The 14,859-nt window shown below is 67.4% G+C and carries 11 protein-coding genes and 2 pseudogenes; all 13 read right to left on the reverse strand.

What is annotated here, in order from left to right; all coding sequences use genetic code 11:
- Window positions 1–8: 8 nt before the first annotated feature.
- The 13 genes and pseudogenes from QFZ47_RS05615 to QFZ47_RS05675 all read right to left on the reverse strand — a co-directional run bounded on the left by QFZ47_RS05615 (window position 9) and on the right by QFZ47_RS05675 (window position 14,858).
- The gene (locus QFZ47_RS05615; RefSeq protein WP_307654708.1) at window positions 9–476 is read right to left on the reverse strand and encodes an aromatic-ring-hydroxylating dioxygenase subunit beta; all 468 of its coding nucleotides are present in this window, start codon (window positions 474–476) and stop codon (window positions 9–11) included.
- Window positions 473–1,798, reverse strand: coding sequence for an aromatic ring-hydroxylating dioxygenase subunit alpha (locus QFZ47_RS05620; protein ID WP_307654709.1), 1,326 nt, complete (start codon window positions 1,796–1,798; stop codon window positions 473–475). Before QFZ47_RS05620 ends, QFZ47_RS05615 begins: the two co-directional genes overlap by 4 nt.
- Before the next feature lie 21 nt (window positions 1,799–1,819).
- Window positions 1,820–2,965: an ABC transporter substrate-binding protein gene (locus QFZ47_RS05625; RefSeq protein WP_307654710.1), complete on the reverse strand. Its 1,146-nt coding sequence runs from the start codon at window positions 2,963–2,965 to the stop codon at window positions 1,820–1,822.
- Window positions 2,966–3,353: 388 nt separating this feature from the next.
- Window positions 3,354–4,520, reverse strand: coding sequence for an ABC transporter substrate-binding protein (locus tag QFZ47_RS05630; protein ID WP_307654711.1), 1,167 nt, complete (start codon window positions 4,518–4,520; stop codon window positions 3,354–3,356).
- Between the two features lie 55 nt (window positions 4,521–4,575).
- Window positions 4,576–5,311 (reverse strand): annotated as a pseudogene (locus tag QFZ47_RS05635) (SDR family oxidoreductase).
- A 145-nt stretch (window positions 5,312–5,456) separates the two neighbouring features.
- Entirely contained in the window at window positions 5,457–6,269 is an 813-nt protein-coding gene (locus tag QFZ47_RS05640; protein WP_307654712.1) for a cyclase family protein, read from the reverse strand.
- A gap of 120 nt (window positions 6,270–6,389) precedes the next feature.
- A pseudogene (locus QFZ47_RS05645) lies at window positions 6,390–7,704 on the reverse strand (SDR family NAD(P)-dependent oxidoreductase).
- Window positions 7,701–8,873 (reverse strand): thiolase family protein, encoded by a 1,173-nt coding sequence (locus tag QFZ47_RS05650; RefSeq protein WP_307654713.1) that lies wholly within the window; start codon window positions 8,871–8,873, stop codon window positions 7,701–7,703. Before QFZ47_RS05650 ends, QFZ47_RS05645 begins: the two are co-directional and overlap by 4 nt.
- Entirely contained in the window at window positions 8,870–10,516 is a 1,647-nt protein-coding gene (locus QFZ47_RS05655) for an AMP-binding protein (protein ID WP_307654714.1), read from the reverse strand. The genes QFZ47_RS05650 and QFZ47_RS05655 overlap by 4 nt, the downstream gene beginning before the upstream one ends.
- A 7-nt stretch (window positions 10,517–10,523) precedes the next feature.
- Window positions 10,524–11,012: an aromatic-ring-hydroxylating dioxygenase subunit beta gene (locus QFZ47_RS05660; RefSeq protein ID WP_307654715.1), complete on the reverse strand. Its 489-nt coding sequence runs from the start codon at window positions 11,010–11,012 to the stop codon at window positions 10,524–10,526.
- Window positions 11,012–12,325 carry an aromatic ring-hydroxylating dioxygenase subunit alpha gene (locus QFZ47_RS05665; protein ID WP_307654716.1) on the reverse strand — a complete coding sequence of 438 codons (1,314 nt, stop codon included), beginning with the start codon at window positions 12,323–12,325 and terminating at the stop codon, window positions 11,012–11,014. Before QFZ47_RS05665 ends, QFZ47_RS05660 begins: the two co-directional genes overlap by 1 nt.
- Before the next feature lie 20 nt (window positions 12,326–12,345).
- Window positions 12,346–13,338 (reverse strand): PDR/VanB family oxidoreductase, encoded by a 993-nt coding sequence (locus tag QFZ47_RS05670; RefSeq protein WP_307654717.1) that lies wholly within the window; start codon window positions 13,336–13,338, stop codon window positions 12,346–12,348.
- A gap of 14 nt (window positions 13,339–13,352) precedes the next feature.
- On the reverse strand, window positions 13,353–14,858 hold the full coding sequence (locus tag QFZ47_RS05675; RefSeq protein WP_307654718.1) for an indolepyruvate oxidoreductase subunit beta family protein: 1,506 nt from the start codon (window positions 14,856–14,858) through the stop codon (window positions 13,353–13,355).
- Window position 14,859: the final 1 nt, after the last annotated feature.

The following is a 14,859-nucleotide window of genomic DNA, read 5'->3' on the forward strand; positions in this document are numbered from 1 at the left end:
CGGGAAACTCAGATGAACAACTGGATCGCCGGCAGCGCGCGTGCAGCATTGAGCAGGTCGATACGCTTTTCGCGGATGGCCCAGCCCGTGGACGTGCGCACGAGGTGGTGGCGGGCGGTGCCGGTCAGAAGGACCTGGCTTTCGCCACGCGCTTCGATGTAAAGGAACGGCGTGCGCAGGCGCACTGCATCGCTCGTCTCTTCCTCGATGCGCAAAGGCTGCAGCACGTGCTGGCAGTGGCTCGCAGGGTGCTGCGAATGCGCGCGCGGGTTTTTCAGGCGATCGACGCGCAGCTGCAGCAGCAACCGGTCTTCATACGCCAGCGAGTTGTGCGAGAACGGGTCGGCCTGAGCGACACCGAGCAGCGGCACCCAGTAGTGGCCGTCGCCGGCAAAGAGGGCCAGCCAGTCGTCGAAGCGCCGCTCGTCGAGCAGCGCGGCCTCATGGGCCACGAAATCGCGCGGGTCGCGGTTCATGCCGCGGCCTCCATGCCCGCCACCATCGACTTCGCCCAGGCGCGGAACTGGTTGCGCATGAGCAATTCGTTGGTGCCGTTGGTGGTGAGGGTGGGTTGCGTGAGTTCGGCCGGATCGTAGTTGCGGTGCAGGCTCACCCATTCGTTGCCGCCCGCGCGCAGGCCCTGCTGGATGCTCTCGAACAGATGCACATCGTCGTGCGCGACCACCGACATCGGCGAGAACACGAGCCGGTTGTAGCTCATCGCGCGCTCGAACAGCAGCGCCGGCGCACCGGCCGCACGGAAGCTCCAGGCCTCGATCAGCGTGCGGTTCGCGGCCAGCGGGCGGATCACGCGGATCGCCTGCGGCGAGCCCTTGACCGAGAGGCTCGGATAGAAGACCGAGTTCTGCGGCGATCGCTGCAGGATCTCGGCTGCGCGCTCCTCACCATGCGCGGAGCGCATCGCGGCCTCGTACTCGGGCAGCTGCGCATAGTTGGAATGGATGCTGAAGTTCACGCCGAGCACGCTGTGCCCGTTGGCGAACACCCGCCCGCCCATCTTGTCGAAGAACTCGTAGCCCGAGCCGAAGGGCAGGATCTGCTCCATTGCCATCGGCTTGGGATCGGAAGGCGCGTGACCTTCCCACAGCGCCTCGGCCGCCTTGGTGGCCGATTCGTGCGTCGACATCGGGTGCACCGTGTCGTTGATGTTCTCCAAGTACATCTTCCAGTTGCAGTGGACGATGTTGCGCAGCACGCCGCCACCGACAGTGAGCTTGCCCTCGGGCGAACGGTCGACCATGTTGTCGATGGCGCCGAGCACTTCGCCGAAGTAGTCCTCGAACGAGGGTCCGCTGTCCGCGAGCCGCACGAACACGAAGTCGCGGTAGACCTTCACATGCTTCACCACCGAGAGCCCCTGGCCCGAATCGCAGGCCCTGAGCTGCGTGCCTTCGTAGCCGCTCTTCAGCGGCACGCCGAGCGGCGCACCATCGAGCTTGTAGGTCCAGGCGTGGTAGGGGCAGCGGAAGAAGCGGCCGGCGTTGCCGCACTCGTCCGTCACCAGCTGCGTGCCCTTGTGGGCGCAGCGGTTGTACATGACATGCACCGCGCCGTCGGGCTGCCGCACCATCAGGAGCGGCCGGCCCGCGATGTCCTGCGCCACGAAGTCGCCCGGCTCCGGCACCTGGCTCGCATGGCCGAGATAGATCCAGATGTTCGCGAACAGATGCTCCTGTTCGAGCGCGAAGATTTCCTCGCTCAGGTACAGGTCGCGGTGCACGCGGTCGTCCTGCACGAGCGCGGCGACGCGGTCCGGATGATGGAGGTAGCTGCTCATCGGCGTGGGCTCAGACAGTTGTCAGGGAACCAGCTTCCACTGGCCCTTGTTCATCTGCACGATCACCACGCCGCGCTGGTCGGAGCCGTAGCGGTCGTCGGGCTTGAAGCTGTAGATGCCATGCGTGCCCACCAGCTCGCGGGTGGCCACGATGGCGTCGCGCAGCGCCGTGCGGTACTGCGGCGTGCCGGGCTCGCCCTTAGTGCGCGAGGCCGCATCGGCCAGCAGCAAGTAGGCGTCGTAGGTGTAGGACGAGAAGGCGTCGGTCGGCACCGCGCCGTTGACCTTCTGGTAGGCGTTGCGAAAGCCCATCGATACCTTCTTGATCGGGTTGCTGTCGGGCAGCTGGTCGGCCACCAGCACGGGACCGCTCGGAACCTGCAGGCCTTCGATGGAGGCACCGCCCACGCGCACGAAGTCGGCATTGATGAGGCCGTGCGTGCCGTAGATCCTGCCCTTGTAGCCGCGCTCGGCGAGCGCGATGTAGGGCAGCGCTCCCGGCGTGCCCGAGTTGCCGGCGAACACCGCATCGGGCCGCTGCGCCACGATCTTGAGCACCTGCCCTGCCACCGACGAATCGCTGCGCGCATAGCGCTCGTTCGCCACCACCTTGATGCCGGCCTTCTCGGCGCTCTTCACGAGCGAGTCGTAGGCCAGGTCGCCCAGCGCATCGGAAAAGCCGATGAAGGCCACCGTCTTCACGCCGGACTTCTGCATGCGCTCGACCACGCCCGCGACCATGAGCGGGAATGGCTGCGACACGGTCACGGTCCATGCGCCTTCGGGGCCGGGGATGGTGACCGGCGTGGGCGAGATCAGCGGCGTGTTGAGTTCGCGCGCCACCGAGGCAATGGCCATCGCCCCCGGCACGCCCGATGTGCCGATCAGCACGTCGACCTTGTCTTCCACCACCAGCTTGCGCGCGTTGCGGCCGGCGGTGGTGGGGTCGGAGGCGTCGTCGAGCACGATCAGCTGGACCTTGCGGCCGCCGATTTCCGGATGCTCGGCAATGGCGGCGCGAATGCCCTTTTCATACGGCACACCCAATGCAGCGACCGGGCCGGAGAGCGAGCTGATGAAGCCGATCTTGAGGTCGGCCGCCGTCGCTTGTGCGGCCGCCAGTGCTACTGCGGTGAGGCTCAGGATTCGGATGAGGTTCTGTTTCATTGTTGCGGCTCCGGCTTGTGGTGTTGCGTTGAGGTGCTTGCGTTCTTGTTCGGAGCGCTGCTGTTCGGGGTGCTGTTATTCAGGGCGTGTGCACAGGCCACCGGGTACTCCCCTCCGCGAATGTCCCCCGGCCTGCGGCCTCCTCCTTTATTTCGCTGCGGGGAGCACCCGATGCCCTGTGCACCTGGACACGCTGCTGGTGTACTGCTGATCAACGACGGCTCTGTCCAACGCTCCCGTCGATGGGGTGCCTTGCGCAGCGAAATCAAGGGGGAGGCCGCAGGCCGGAGGACATTCGCGGAGCAAGGTACCCCGTCGGGCGGGAGCGCGCCCTGAACAGCAGCGCACTTCAAACACAACGCGACGAACAAAAAGACAAGCCGTCATTTCAGGGAACCAGCTTCCACTGCCCCTTCTCGAGCTTCACGACAACGCGCGACCGTTCATCGGAACCGTAGCGGTCCGTCGGCTTGAAGTTGTAGACCGAGTGCGTGCCCACCAGCTCCTTGGTGCTCACGATGGCGTCGCGCAACGCGAGCCGGAACTGCGGCGTGCCCGGCTCGGCCTTGGTGGCGAGCGCGCGCTGGGCCGCATCGAGGTACAGCAGCCAGGCGTCGAAGGTGTAGGCCGAGAACGCATCGGTCGGCGGCGCGCCATTGGCCTTCTGGTAGGCCGCGCGGAAGTCCATCGACACCTTGCGGATCGGGTTTTCGCTCGGCAGCTGCTCGGCCACGATCACCGGGCCGGTGGGCGCCAGCAGGCCTTCGACCGACGCACCGCCCACACGCACGAAGTCCGGGTTGATCAGCGCATGCATGCCGTAGATCTGGCCCTTGTAGCCACGCTCCGCGAGCGCCAGGTAAGGCAGCGCACCCGGCGTGCCCGAGGTGCCGGTGATCACCGCGTCGGGACGCAGCGCCACGATCTTCAGCACCTGGCCGGTCACCGACGAATCGGCGCGCGCATAGCGCTCGTTCGACACGATCTTGATGCCCGCCGGCTCCGCGCTCTTCTGCAGCGCGTCGTACACCAGGTCGCCCCAGGCGTCGGAGAAACCGATGTAGCCGACCGTCTTCACGCCCGACTTCTTCATGCGCTCGACCACCGCGCTCACCATCAACGGTGCGGGCTGCGGCAGCGTCACCATCCATGCGCCCTCTTCGCCCGGCAGATTGGCGTTGGCAATCGAGATCAGCGGCGTCTTCGTCTCGCGCGCCACGCCGGCAATGGCCAGCGCGCCGGGCGAACCAGCCGTGCCGATGATCACGTCGACCTTGTCCTCGTCGATCATCTTGCGAGCATTGCGCGCGGCCGTGGACGGGTCGGAGGCGTCGTCGAGCTGCACCAGCTGGATCTTGCGGCCGCCGATGTCGGCCTTGTAGGCGATCGCGGCCTTCATGCCCTTTTCGTAGGGAATGCCGAGCGACGACACAGGCCCCGACAGCGACGTGATGAAGCCGACCTTGAGGTCGGCCGCCCATGCGCCCGCGGTGCTCAGCGCAGCGAAGGCCGCGGCAATGCCCGCGATGGCACGGAATCGGTTCAGGACTTTCATGGCGATGCTCCAGGGGAAGTGATGTTTTTGAACGGAACGAAACGAACGCTGAAAACTAGAGCGCCAGGCTGCCGACGCTGGTGCCGCCGCAGACGTAGAGCACCTGCCCGGTGATGAAGCTGCTGCCCGCGTCGGCGAAGAAACGCACGGCGCGTGCCACGTCGGCCGATTCGCCGAGGCGCTTGACGGGCACAGAAGCCGCCAGCGCGCGTTCCTTCTCGCTGCCGGCCTCGACCACGTCGTAGAACATGTCGGTGCGGATCGGGGCCCGGCGCCACCACGTTGACCGTGATGCCGTCCGCGGCGAGTTCGAGCGCCCAGGTGCGCGCCATGCCCAGCATGCCGGCCTTGGTGGCCGAATAACTGGTGCGTGTGGCCAGGCCCAGCGCGGCGCGCGACGACAGCAGCACGATGCGGCCGAAGCACTGCGCACGCATGGCGGGCAACGCGCCCTGCACCAGCTGGATCGCGCAGCCCAGGTGCAGGTCGACCAGTGCGTCGAGGTCGTCGAGCTTCACTTCAGGCAGCAGGGCCGCGCGAATCACGCCCGCGTTGTGCACGATGGTCGTCGGCGAAAAACGCTCGGCCAGTTCGCGCACCGCCTCGCCGGTCGCGGCGCGGTCGCTCAGGTCGACCTCGATGCTGTGCAGCTTCGGATGGTCGATCCCGGCCTTGCGGCGCGCGAGCGAGACCACCTCGTAGCCCTGTGCAAGCAGGTCTTCGCAGATCGCCTTGCCGATGCCGGCGCTGCCACCAGTGACGGCCGCAACCCTGGACGCTGCGCCGTTCATGCGCATTCCCCTTGTCTTGCCCCCTCTCCCGCTCGCGGGAGAGGGTTGGGGTGAGGGTGACCCCTGCGACCTTCGCAAGCCCCCTCATCCCCCGCCTTCTCCCGCACGCGGGAGAAGGAGCCAAAGCCAATGCGACCACGGCGAGTCATAGCGACGCCCCCACCAGCGCCAGCACCCGCAGCGGGCTGCCGCTGCCCTTCTCGATCTTGAGCGGCGGGCAGATCAGCACGGCGCCGGCCGGCGGCAGCAGGTCGAGGTTGCTCAGGCACTGCAACCCATAGCGCCCCGCGCCGTGCATGTAGTAGTGGCATGGATACGGCGGGCGCAGGTGATAGCCCTGCCCGGCATCGGTGCCGATGGCCTCGGAGCCGAAGCCCAGCACATCGCGCTGCTCGACCAGGAAGCGCACGGCCTCGGTGCTCGGGCCGGGCGTGTGCTGGCCGGTCTCGTCGAAGTTCTGGTAGGCCTCGGGATCGCTGCGCTTGGACCAGTCGGTGCGCATCAGCACCCACGCGTCCTTCGGGATGCGGCCGTGCGCGGCTTCGTAGCGCTCGATGTCGGCCACGCTCAGCAGGTAGTCGTCGTTGGCCTGCACGTCGGCCGAGCAGTCGATCACGCAGGCCGGCGCGACGAAGTTCTGCACCGGAATGGTGTCGACCGAGTTGTTCGGCAGGTCGCGTCCCGAGATCCAGTGGATCGGCGCGTCGAAGTGTGTGCCGGTGTGCTCGCCGCAGGAAAAATTGTTCCAGTACCAGCCCGGGCCGCGCTCGTCGTACTTCGACACTTCCTCGATGCGGAAAGGCCAGCACTGGCCCATCTCGGGCGGCAGCGCGATCTGCGGAAACTCGGGCGTGAGCGTCTGCGTGAGATCGATCACGCGGATGCGGCCGCTGGCCATGGCGGTCACGAGGCCGCCGAGGATTTCGGCGGCGGACATCGATTCGGTGGTTTTCGTCATTTCATTCTCCGATCTCTGTTCCAGGAACACCGCGGAACCGGCTTTGCCGGGCCGCTGGTGTTGCCCCCTGCAAGGGGGTTGGCGAAGCGACACGAAGTGCGCGAAGACTGGGGGTGTGCCTCATGATCCCGCCGCGAGTTCGCGTTCGAGCACCTTCGGGTTGTCGCGCCAGCGCTCCAGCCACTCCTGCGCCACGTCGCCCGGATAGACGTCTTCCACGCCATCGCGCAGCGCCTTCACGATGGCGTTGGCCAGCGCTGATGGCGCCAGCTTCGGCGGCGGCGTGTGCTGGTTCCATTCGTCGTCGACGGGGCCGGGGAACACGTTGATCACGCGGATGCCGGCCGGCCGCATCTCGGCGCGCAGGCACTGCGCGAGCGAATGCGCCGCGGCCTTCGAGGCGCTGAAGGTGCCGTGCGGCGGAAAGTTGCTGAGCGCGTAGATCGACAGCAGGTTGACCCAGGCCGTGGCACCCGTCTCGCCATCGGCCGAGCGGCCCTTGAGCGCGGGGCCGAACTCCTGCGCGAGGCGCAGCAGGCCGAAGTAGTTGATGTCCATCTCGGCCTTGGCCACGTCGGTGCCGCGGCGCGCGCCGATGCCGAAGGTTCGGTGCACCTCGGCGTTGTTGATGACGATGTCGACCTTGCCGCCGATGGAGCCCGCGAGCTCGGTCACCTGGCGGCCGTTGGTGAGGTCCAGCGGCACCAGCGTGACCTGCGGCAGCGCAGAGATGTCGTCAAGCCCATCGCCCATCTTCTTCCAGGGCTCGGCATGGCCGACCCAGACGATGTCGGCGCCGGCCTTCACCAGCGCGCGCACGATGGCCTGGCCGACCTCGGTCTTGCCATCGGTCACCAGCACCTTGCGGAACTTGGGGTCGCTGGTCATTTCACGCAGCATCTTGTCGTCGGCCATGTGGGGACTCCCTTCAATCGGAAAAGCAATGAGAACGGCTTGGCCGGCACGGTCGAGCCGGGCGCCGACACGCACGCGCGGCAGCGCGTCGCCGCCCGGTTTGCCCGCGCGGCAGCGCGTCGCCGCCCGGTTGCCCGCGCGGGGGCGCATCGCCGACCTCGCCATGCAGGTGGACCATGAGCGTCGGTCCGGCATCCAGATGCACCAGGCCCAGCCGCCAGGGCAGCCGCTCGCGGAAGAACAGGTCGTTGCTGTGGTGCAGCGTGGTGCTGCCGAGCAGTTCGCCCTCGCCGCTCTGTTCGCGCCAGCGCAGGGAAGCTGAAAGGCACTTGTGGCAGACCTCACGCGGCGGGTACTGCACCGTGCCGCATTGCTCGCAGGCCTGCAGCTCGAAGCGGCCTTCGGCGGCGGCCGCCGTGAGGCCGAGCGCCACGCGGCCGCGCGCACCGGGCGGCAGGTTCATCTGCCGGGTGCGCAGCACCGGGTTCTTGCGGGGGGGGCGCATCAGAGGCATCGTCATGCCGATCTCCCGAGGATGACGGCGCCTGTGCACAGGCAGCGGTCGTAAGTCACCATGCCGAAGCCAGCGACCAGGCCCAGTTGTGCGTCGGGCACGGTGCGTGGTCCTGCTTGACCGGTCAGTTGGCGAATCGCCTCGACCATGCCGAGAAAGCCGCCCGCCGCACCGGCCTGCCCGGCCGAGAGCTGCCCGCCACTCGTGTTGTTCGGAAAGCTGCCATCGAAGGTCAGGGTGTGGGACTGCACGAAGGCCGGGCCCTCGCCCTTCTCGCAGAAGCCCAGATCCTCGAACTGCATCATCACGATCACCGGGTAGTCGTCGTAGGTCTGCACGAAGTCGAGCGCGGCGGGCTGCACGCCGGCCTGCGCGTAGAGGTCGTCGCGGTCCATGCGCCAGCCGCCCTGCACCATCACCGGATCGTCGGCATAGGCGTTGTGGCGCTCGATGGCGCCGCGGATCACCACGTGCGCCAGGTCCAGGTCGCGTGCGCGCTCCTCGCTCATCACCAGGAACGCATCGGCGCCGGCGCAGGGCATCACGCAGTCGAACAGGTGGATCGGGTCGGAGATGGGGCGCGCGGCCATGTACTCGTCGAGCGTCAGCGCCTTCTTGAACATCGCGTTGGGGTTGCCCAGCGCATTGGTGCGCTGGTCCACGCAGATGCGGCCGAAGTCTTCGCGCTTCGCGCCGTAGGTGCGCATGTAGTTGGCCGTGATGAACGCAAAGATCGAGTTCGGCCCACCCGAGCCGTAGGGGTAGCTCGCATCGCGCGCGAAGTTGCTGAAGCTGCCGAGCGTCTGCCGGAAGGAGTCGACATGGTTGGTGTCGGCGCCCACGCAGGCCACGATATCGGCATCGCCCGCCTGCACAGCGCGCGCGGCACGGCGCAGGCACATCACGCCCGAGGCGCCGCCGGTGGGCACGTGGTCGAGCCAGCGCGGCGACAGGCCCAGGTGCTGCGTGACGCCCACGGCCGTGTCGGGCGCGAGCGAGAAGCTGCTGAGGCACAGGCCGTCGATCTGCTCCTTGGCCACGCCGCTGGTTTTGACCAGCGCCTCGACAGCCTGCCCGATGAACCAGTGCGCGGTGCGCGTGGAATAGCGCACGTAGGGCACGGTGATGGGCACCGCCACCGCGACGCCTTCGTAGGAGAGTCGTCGCTTCGTCATGCCTGCCTCACCTGTCTTTTCTTCATCGAACGGGTGTCGATGCAATGGCCCTGCCCGGGCAGCGACTGCGCAATCTCGCGCAGCTGCCCGCGCTGGATCTTCTGCGACGGCGTGAGCGGCAACGCATCGACGAAAGCGACGTAGCCCGGCGCCTTGTAGTAGGCCAGCTGCGCGAGCGCATGCTCGACGATGCTCGCGGCGAGCTGCTCGTGTTGCGATGCATCGGTGCCTTCGCGCACCACGATGCAGGCCAGCACTTCATCGCCGCGCACTTCGTCGGGCGTGGCGGCCACGGCCGAAGCCTTCACGGCCGGATGCTGGTTGAGCACGCTTTCCACTTCGACGGCCGAGATGTTTTCGCCACTGCGGCGGATCACGTTCTTCTTGCGATCGACAAAAAAGAAGTTGCCCTCGGCATCGCGCCGCACCAGGTCACCGGTGTGGAACCAGCCGTCGGCCCAGGCTTCGCGCGTGGCTTCCTCGTCTTTCAGGTAACCCGAGAAGAAGTAGCGCTTCGGGTCATCGTCCGCAGAGCGGACCAGCAGTTCGCCCGGTGCGCCGACGGCGGCGTCGCTGCCGTCCTCGCCGACGAGGCGGATCTGCACGAAGTCTTCCTGCCGCCCGAAGCAGCTCGTGCCCACGAGCCGCGGCTCGCGGTTGGCCATGATGCAGGCGGCCGCACCGGTCTCGGTCATGGCCCAGGCCTCGACCAGCGGAAAGCCGAAGCGCTCCTCGAAGGGCGCGTGGTTCTTGCGGTCGACGCCGGCGCCGAAGCCCCAGCGGATCAGGTGGTCCCGATCGGCAGCCGATGCCGGTGCGGACAGCAACATCGCCGGCATCACGCCGAGGTAGTGGGCGATGGTCGCGCCGCTTTCGCGCGCACTCGCCAGCCAGGTCTTCGGATGAAAGCGGTCGAGTTGCACCAGGCAGCCGCCCGCGATGAGCACCACCATGGTGGAGAACGCCATCGCGTTCATGTGGTTGAGCGGCAGCGGCGTGATGACGCGCTCGGTGTCGGGGCGGATGCTGCAGACGCCGTCGAGCGCGGCATACCACTCGCCGGCACGCAGGAAGTAGGCGTTGCTCAGGATGCAGCCCTTGGGGCGGCCGGTGGTGCCGGAGGTGTAGAGCAGGCCGCATTCCGTATCGACGCCAATCGCTTCGCCGCCGCGCGGTGCGGCCGTCTTCGCCTTCGGCACCGCATCTTCCGGCCCCATCGTCTCGAAGGCCACACCGGCCAGCGCGGCCGCCGCGCGCAGATCGGCAGCGCGCTCCGGCAGCGTCACGGCCAGGCCGATCTCGCTGTGGCCGATCAGGTAGACCAGCTCGGCCGAACGCATCTCGGCATTGATCGGCACCGCGCTCGCGCCCAGCGCATTGAGCGCGAACCAGTGGAACAGAAAGGCCGGCCGGTTCTCCAGCAGCAGGCCGACGCGGTGGCCATGCCCGTACCCCGCTTGCGCATAGGCCGTGCGCAGGCGCTCGACCTCGGCCGCGGCCTCGCCCCAGCGAATGGCGCCGGCCGCAATGCCGTAAGCAGCCGCGGTCACCGATTCGGTGAACAGGAACTCGGCATGCGGCGTGCGCTCGGCAGTCGCCGCGAAGACCTGGTGGACGGTGGCCTGGACTGTGGCGTCTTGCATTGCGTCCCTAGATGAAGAGTTGCACGGCCGGCAGGGCCGCGTCGCAGTTGAGCAGGTTGACGCGCTTGAGCGTCATGCGCAGCGCGCCGTCCTGCACCGTGAGGTGGTGAAAGAACGTGCCCACATAGAACTGCAGTTCGTCGCCCTGCGATTCGGTGTAGTGGAATCCGGTGCGCACCACGAAGCGGTTGCCATCGGTATCGAAGGTCTCGACCACGGGCAGCTGCAGCAGGTGATGGCAGCGGCTCGGCGGCTGCTGCGAAAACGCACGCGGGCTCTTGAGCCGCTCGATGCGCAGGTCGCGCAGCAGCTTGTCCTCGTAAAGGTGCGAGGTATGGTTGATGCCGTCTTCCTGGTCGGGCACCAGCGGCACCCAGTAGAAGGCGTCGTCGGTGAAGAGTGCGTTCCACTCCTCGTAACGGCGCGTGTCGAGCAGATGCGCTTCGTTCACGACGAAGTCGATCAGGTCCTGGCGCGTGACTTCGGTGCCTGTCATCACATCGACTCCGTCATGCGTTCGACCCAACTGCGGTACTGGTTGCGCATCGGCAGCTCGTTGGTGCCGCCGGTGGTGATCTCCCCGCCCTTGAGCTCCAATGGGTCGTAGTTGCGGTGCAGGCTCACCCACTCGTTGCCGCTCGCGTGCAGGCCGGCCTGCATGCCGCGGTAGGCCTGCAGGTCGTCGTGCCCCACCACCGAGAATGGCGAGTTGATGAGCCGGTTGTACATGGTGGTGCGCTGCAGCAGCTCGGGCGGCGCACCCTTCAGGCGAAAGGTCCAGCTCTCGATCAGCGTCCTGTCGGCAGAGATCGGCTTGACCACGCGAATCGCCTGGATCGCGCCCTTGATCGTGAGGTTCGGGTAGTACACCGTGTTGTGCCGCGCCATGCCGAGGATCTGTGCAGTCTTTTCCTCGCCGTAGCGCGCCTTCATGGCGTCGTCGTAGGCGGGAATCGCCTTGTACTTGCTGTGGATGCTGAAGTGCACGCCCGTGAAGCTGTGGCCGTGGTCGTAGGTGCGGATGCCCATGTCTTCGAAGAACTTGTAGTCGGACATGAAGGGCACGAACTGCTCGACCGCCATGGGCTTGGGTTCGTCCTCTGGCTTGTCGGCCCACATGCGCTTGGCGGTGCCGGCCGACGATTCGTGCGCCACCATCGGATGCATGGTGTCGTTGAGGTTCTCGACGAACATCTTCCAGTTGCACTGGTGCATGAAACGCAGGCAGCCGCCCGCGATCTCGAGTTCGCCCTCGGGCGAGCGATCGGCCATGTTGTCGATGGAGCTCAGCGAATCGCCGAAGTACTCGTCGAAACCGGGCCCCGCATCGTTGATCTTCACGAAGATGAAGCCGCGGTAGCTGCGCAAATGCTTGAGCGTGGTGAGCCCCTTGGCCGATTCGCACGCGTGCAGCGTGGTGTTCTCGTAGCCGGTCTTCAGCGGAATCGCGAGCAGCGAACCGTCGGTCTTGAAGGTCCAGGCGTGGTACGGGCAGCGGAAGAACTTGCCGGTATTGCCGCAAGGCCCGTTCACCAGCCGCGAACCCTTGTGGGCGCAGCGGTTCATCATCGCGCGCACGCTACCGTCGGTGTGGCGCACGACGATCAGCGGGCGGCCCGCGATCTCGTTGCTGATCCAGTCGCCCGGGTTCGGCAGCTGGCTCTCGTGGCCGACGTAGTTCCAGGTGTTGGCGAAGAAGTGCTCCTGTTCCAGCTCGAACAGTTCCTGGCTGGTGTACAGGTCGCGGTGCACGCGATCGTTCTGCACCAGCGCGCGAATGGCATCGGGGTTGTCTCGGTACGAGGTCATGGTTCTCGTGGCTCCTTGCTTCAGATGTCGAGCACCAGGCGCGCACCCTTGACGCGCGAGATGCAGATCTGCATGACATTGCCCTCCGCCTTCTCGCGGGCGGTGAGCACGTAGTCGCGGTGGTCGATCTCGCCTTCGAGCACGGGCGTGGCACACACGCCGCATTCGCCGCGCTTGCAATCGAACATCGGGTCGCAGCCGTTGTCGATGAGGCAGTCGAGGATGCTCTGGTCGGCCGCGACGGTGAAGCGCCGGCCCGATTGCGCGAGCTCCACCTCGAAGGACTGGTCGCCTTCTTCCATAACCGGCTCGGTGAAAAGTTCGAAGTGCACGCGGTCGTGCTCCCAGCCGCGCGCCTGGGTGCGGGCGAGCACCGCGTCGAGCATGACCTTGGGGCCGCAGACGTAGAGGCGGTCGCCGGCCGGCACCCCGTCGAGCAGCGCGTCGATGTCGAGCGGCGCGCCAGCCTCGGCATCGGCATGCACGCGCAGGTCGTCGCCGAGCAGCGCCTGAAGCTCGGGCAGGAAGCCCATCAGCTCGCGGCTGCGGCCGGCGTAATGCATGCGGACCGGGGCGCCCTCGGCGCGGCGGCGTGCGGCCATGCTCGCGAGCGGCGTGACGCCGATGCCGCCCGCGACGAGCACCGTCCCGCCGGGACCGGTGTGCAGCGGAAAGTCGTTCTTCGGCGCTTCGATGGCGAGCATGTCGCCTTCGTTCAGTGCTTCGTGCATGAAGCGCGAACCGCCGCGGCCCTCGGCCTCCTTGCGCACGGCAATCACATATTCGGTCGGTGCATTGGTGGCGTTGCGCGCGGTCGCGAAGTTGATGAGCGAGTAATGGCGCCAATCCGCTTTGCCGTCGGGCAGCGCCACCTGCACGCGGATGTGGGCGCCGGCCGCAAAACCGGGCAAGGCGCGGCCGTCTTCGGCGCGCAGGCGCAGCATGCGGATCAGCGGATTGAGTTGGCGCGCTTCGGCGACGCGAAGCTGGAGCGTGGCAATGGGAGCAGTCATGGTGCGTTGTCTCTTCAGGCCAGCGCGTGCTGCGCCAGCGCCGCCTGCAGCTTGTGGCCGTGTTCGTCGGCGAGCGCTGCATCGCGCAGTTCGCGCAAGGTGGCGGGTGCAAGCTGCGCGCCGGCACGCTCGACCGCGCGCATCACGGTGTCGTAGTTGCGAATGCCGCGCTCGTGCGTGTCGCTGTAGCCCTTGACCAGGCGCTGGCACTGCGCCAGTTCGACGGCGAGTTCAGGGTTGCGCTGCGCGGTGGCAGCGATGCGCTGCAGCCATTCCTCGATGCGGCGGTTTTCCTCCGCATAGCGCATCGTCGAACGGCGCCAGCGCTTCATGGCCGCGACGGTGCGCAGCATCAGGTAGCCGTGCAGCGAACTGGTCTGGATCACGCGGCCCTGCTGCGTGAAGCGCTCGACGATCTTCTTCGGCAGCGTGGAGTTCATGAGCCAGCGGCCGATACTGCCGGGCAGCGTCTCGCAGATCTCCTGCAGGCGCGGATGCATGTACTCGTGGATGGCGAGCACCTGGCCCGGCTGCACGCGGGCCTCGCCGCGCACACGCTCGAAGCGGGTGGCGCGGGTCTTGAGGGCCGCGACGCGAGCCGTGTCTTCGTACGACATCCAGAGCGCGAGATGGCGCGCGGTCTCGCGCAGCAGGCGGTGGCCGCCATGATCCGGCAGCGCTGCGATGGCGGCCATGCGGTCGAGATACAGGCCAGCATAGGCCGTGTCCTGGTAGTCGATGAGGCGGCGCACGCCTTCGAGCAGAAAGTCCTGGGCGGCGGGCGGGAAGTCGTGCTGCACACGCTCGACCAGCGCGCGCACCGCCGGATGGCGCGGCTGCGGCGCCGGCGTGGCGCCCGCCACTTCCGGCGGTGCTTCGCCATCGTCGCCAGCCTGCGCACGCCCGAATGCGGCGCCGAAGGCCTTGAGGCTGGGCTTCACGCCCACGCCACCTCGCTCGATAGTCGCCTCGAACTGCGCGCGGCTGAACGGCAGCACGCCCGAGCCCGCCAGCGCACCGAACAGCACGGCACTGATCACGCTGCCCGAAGCCTCGGCCGCCTGCGCCATGTCGAAGCGGATGAAGCGCTTGGCAGCCTTGGCTGTGTGCGCGAGCAACTGGACGCTGTCGACCCGCCCGTCACCCAGCGCGCTCTTCTCCGCGATCGAGAACACGCGGTGCGTGGAGGCGATCAGCGTGGTGCGGTCGGCCGTGACCAGCCCGCGCTGCACCGCGCGGCCCGCTTCCATGAGTTCCGACGCCAGCACCACGTCGACATCGCCCGGCAGCGGCATCAACGCCAGCACCGGCCGGCCGCCGTCTGCCTCGGCCTGCGCGGTCGGATACAGCTCGACGTAGTAGATGGTGGCGCCGGTGCGCTGCGCCACGCCCGGCACGGAGGTGGTCTGCGCGACGTAGCCATTGGCCTCGCCCATGTCGACGATCCAGTCGGCCAGCACGCCGCCGCCCTCGCCGCCCATGGCGAGGATTGCGATCTTCAAGGGTCGCGGGGTGCTCATC

Origin of the sequence: Variovorax paradoxus (assembly GCF_030815975.1) — a bacterium.
Taxonomy (GTDB): domain Bacteria; phylum Pseudomonadota; class Gammaproteobacteria; order Burkholderiales; family Burkholderiaceae_C; genus Variovorax; species Variovorax paradoxus_N.

Bases quoted from the DNA above. Each gene is read 5' to 3' on its own strand.
- QFZ47_RS05650 (WP_307654713.1), bottom strand. From the start codon at position 8,873: ATGACGAAGCGACGACTCTCCTACGAAGGCGTCGCGGTGGCGGTGCCC.
- QFZ47_RS05675 (WP_307654718.1), bottom strand. From the start codon at position 14,858: ATGAGCACCCCGCGACCCTTGAAGATCGCAATCCTCGCCATGGGCGGC.
- QFZ47_RS05660 (WP_307654715.1), bottom strand. From the start codon at position 11,012: ATGACAGGCACCGAAGTCACGCGCCAGGACCTGATCGACTTCGTCGTG.
- QFZ47_RS05665 (WP_307654716.1), bottom strand. From the start codon at position 12,325: ATGACCTCGTACCGAGACAACCCCGATGCCATTCGCGCGCTGGTGCAG.
- QFZ47_RS05620 (WP_307654709.1), bottom strand. From the start codon at position 1,798: ATGAGCAGCTACCTCCATCATCCGGACCGCGTCGCCGCGCTCGTGCAG.
- QFZ47_RS05630 (WP_307654711.1), bottom strand. From the start codon at position 4,520: ATGAAAGTCCTGAACCGATTCCGTGCCATCGCGGGCATTGCCGCGGCC.
- QFZ47_RS05670 (WP_307654717.1), bottom strand. From the start codon at position 13,338: ATGACTGCTCCCATTGCCACGCTCCAGCTTCGCGTCGCCGAAGCGCGC.
- QFZ47_RS05625 (WP_307654710.1), bottom strand. From the start codon at position 2,965: ATGAAACAGAACCTCATCCGAATCCTGAGCCTCACCGCAGTAGCACTG.
- QFZ47_RS05615 (WP_307654708.1), bottom strand. From the start codon at position 476: ATGAACCGCGACCCGCGCGATTTCGTGGCCCATGAGGCCGCGCTGCTC.
- QFZ47_RS05655 (WP_307654714.1), bottom strand. From the start codon at position 10,516: ATGCAAGACGCCACAGTCCAGGCCACCGTCCACCAGGTCTTCGCGGCG.
- QFZ47_RS05640 (WP_307654712.1), bottom strand. From the start codon at position 6,269: ATGACGAAAACCACCGAATCGATGTCCGCCGCCGAAATCCTCGGCGGC.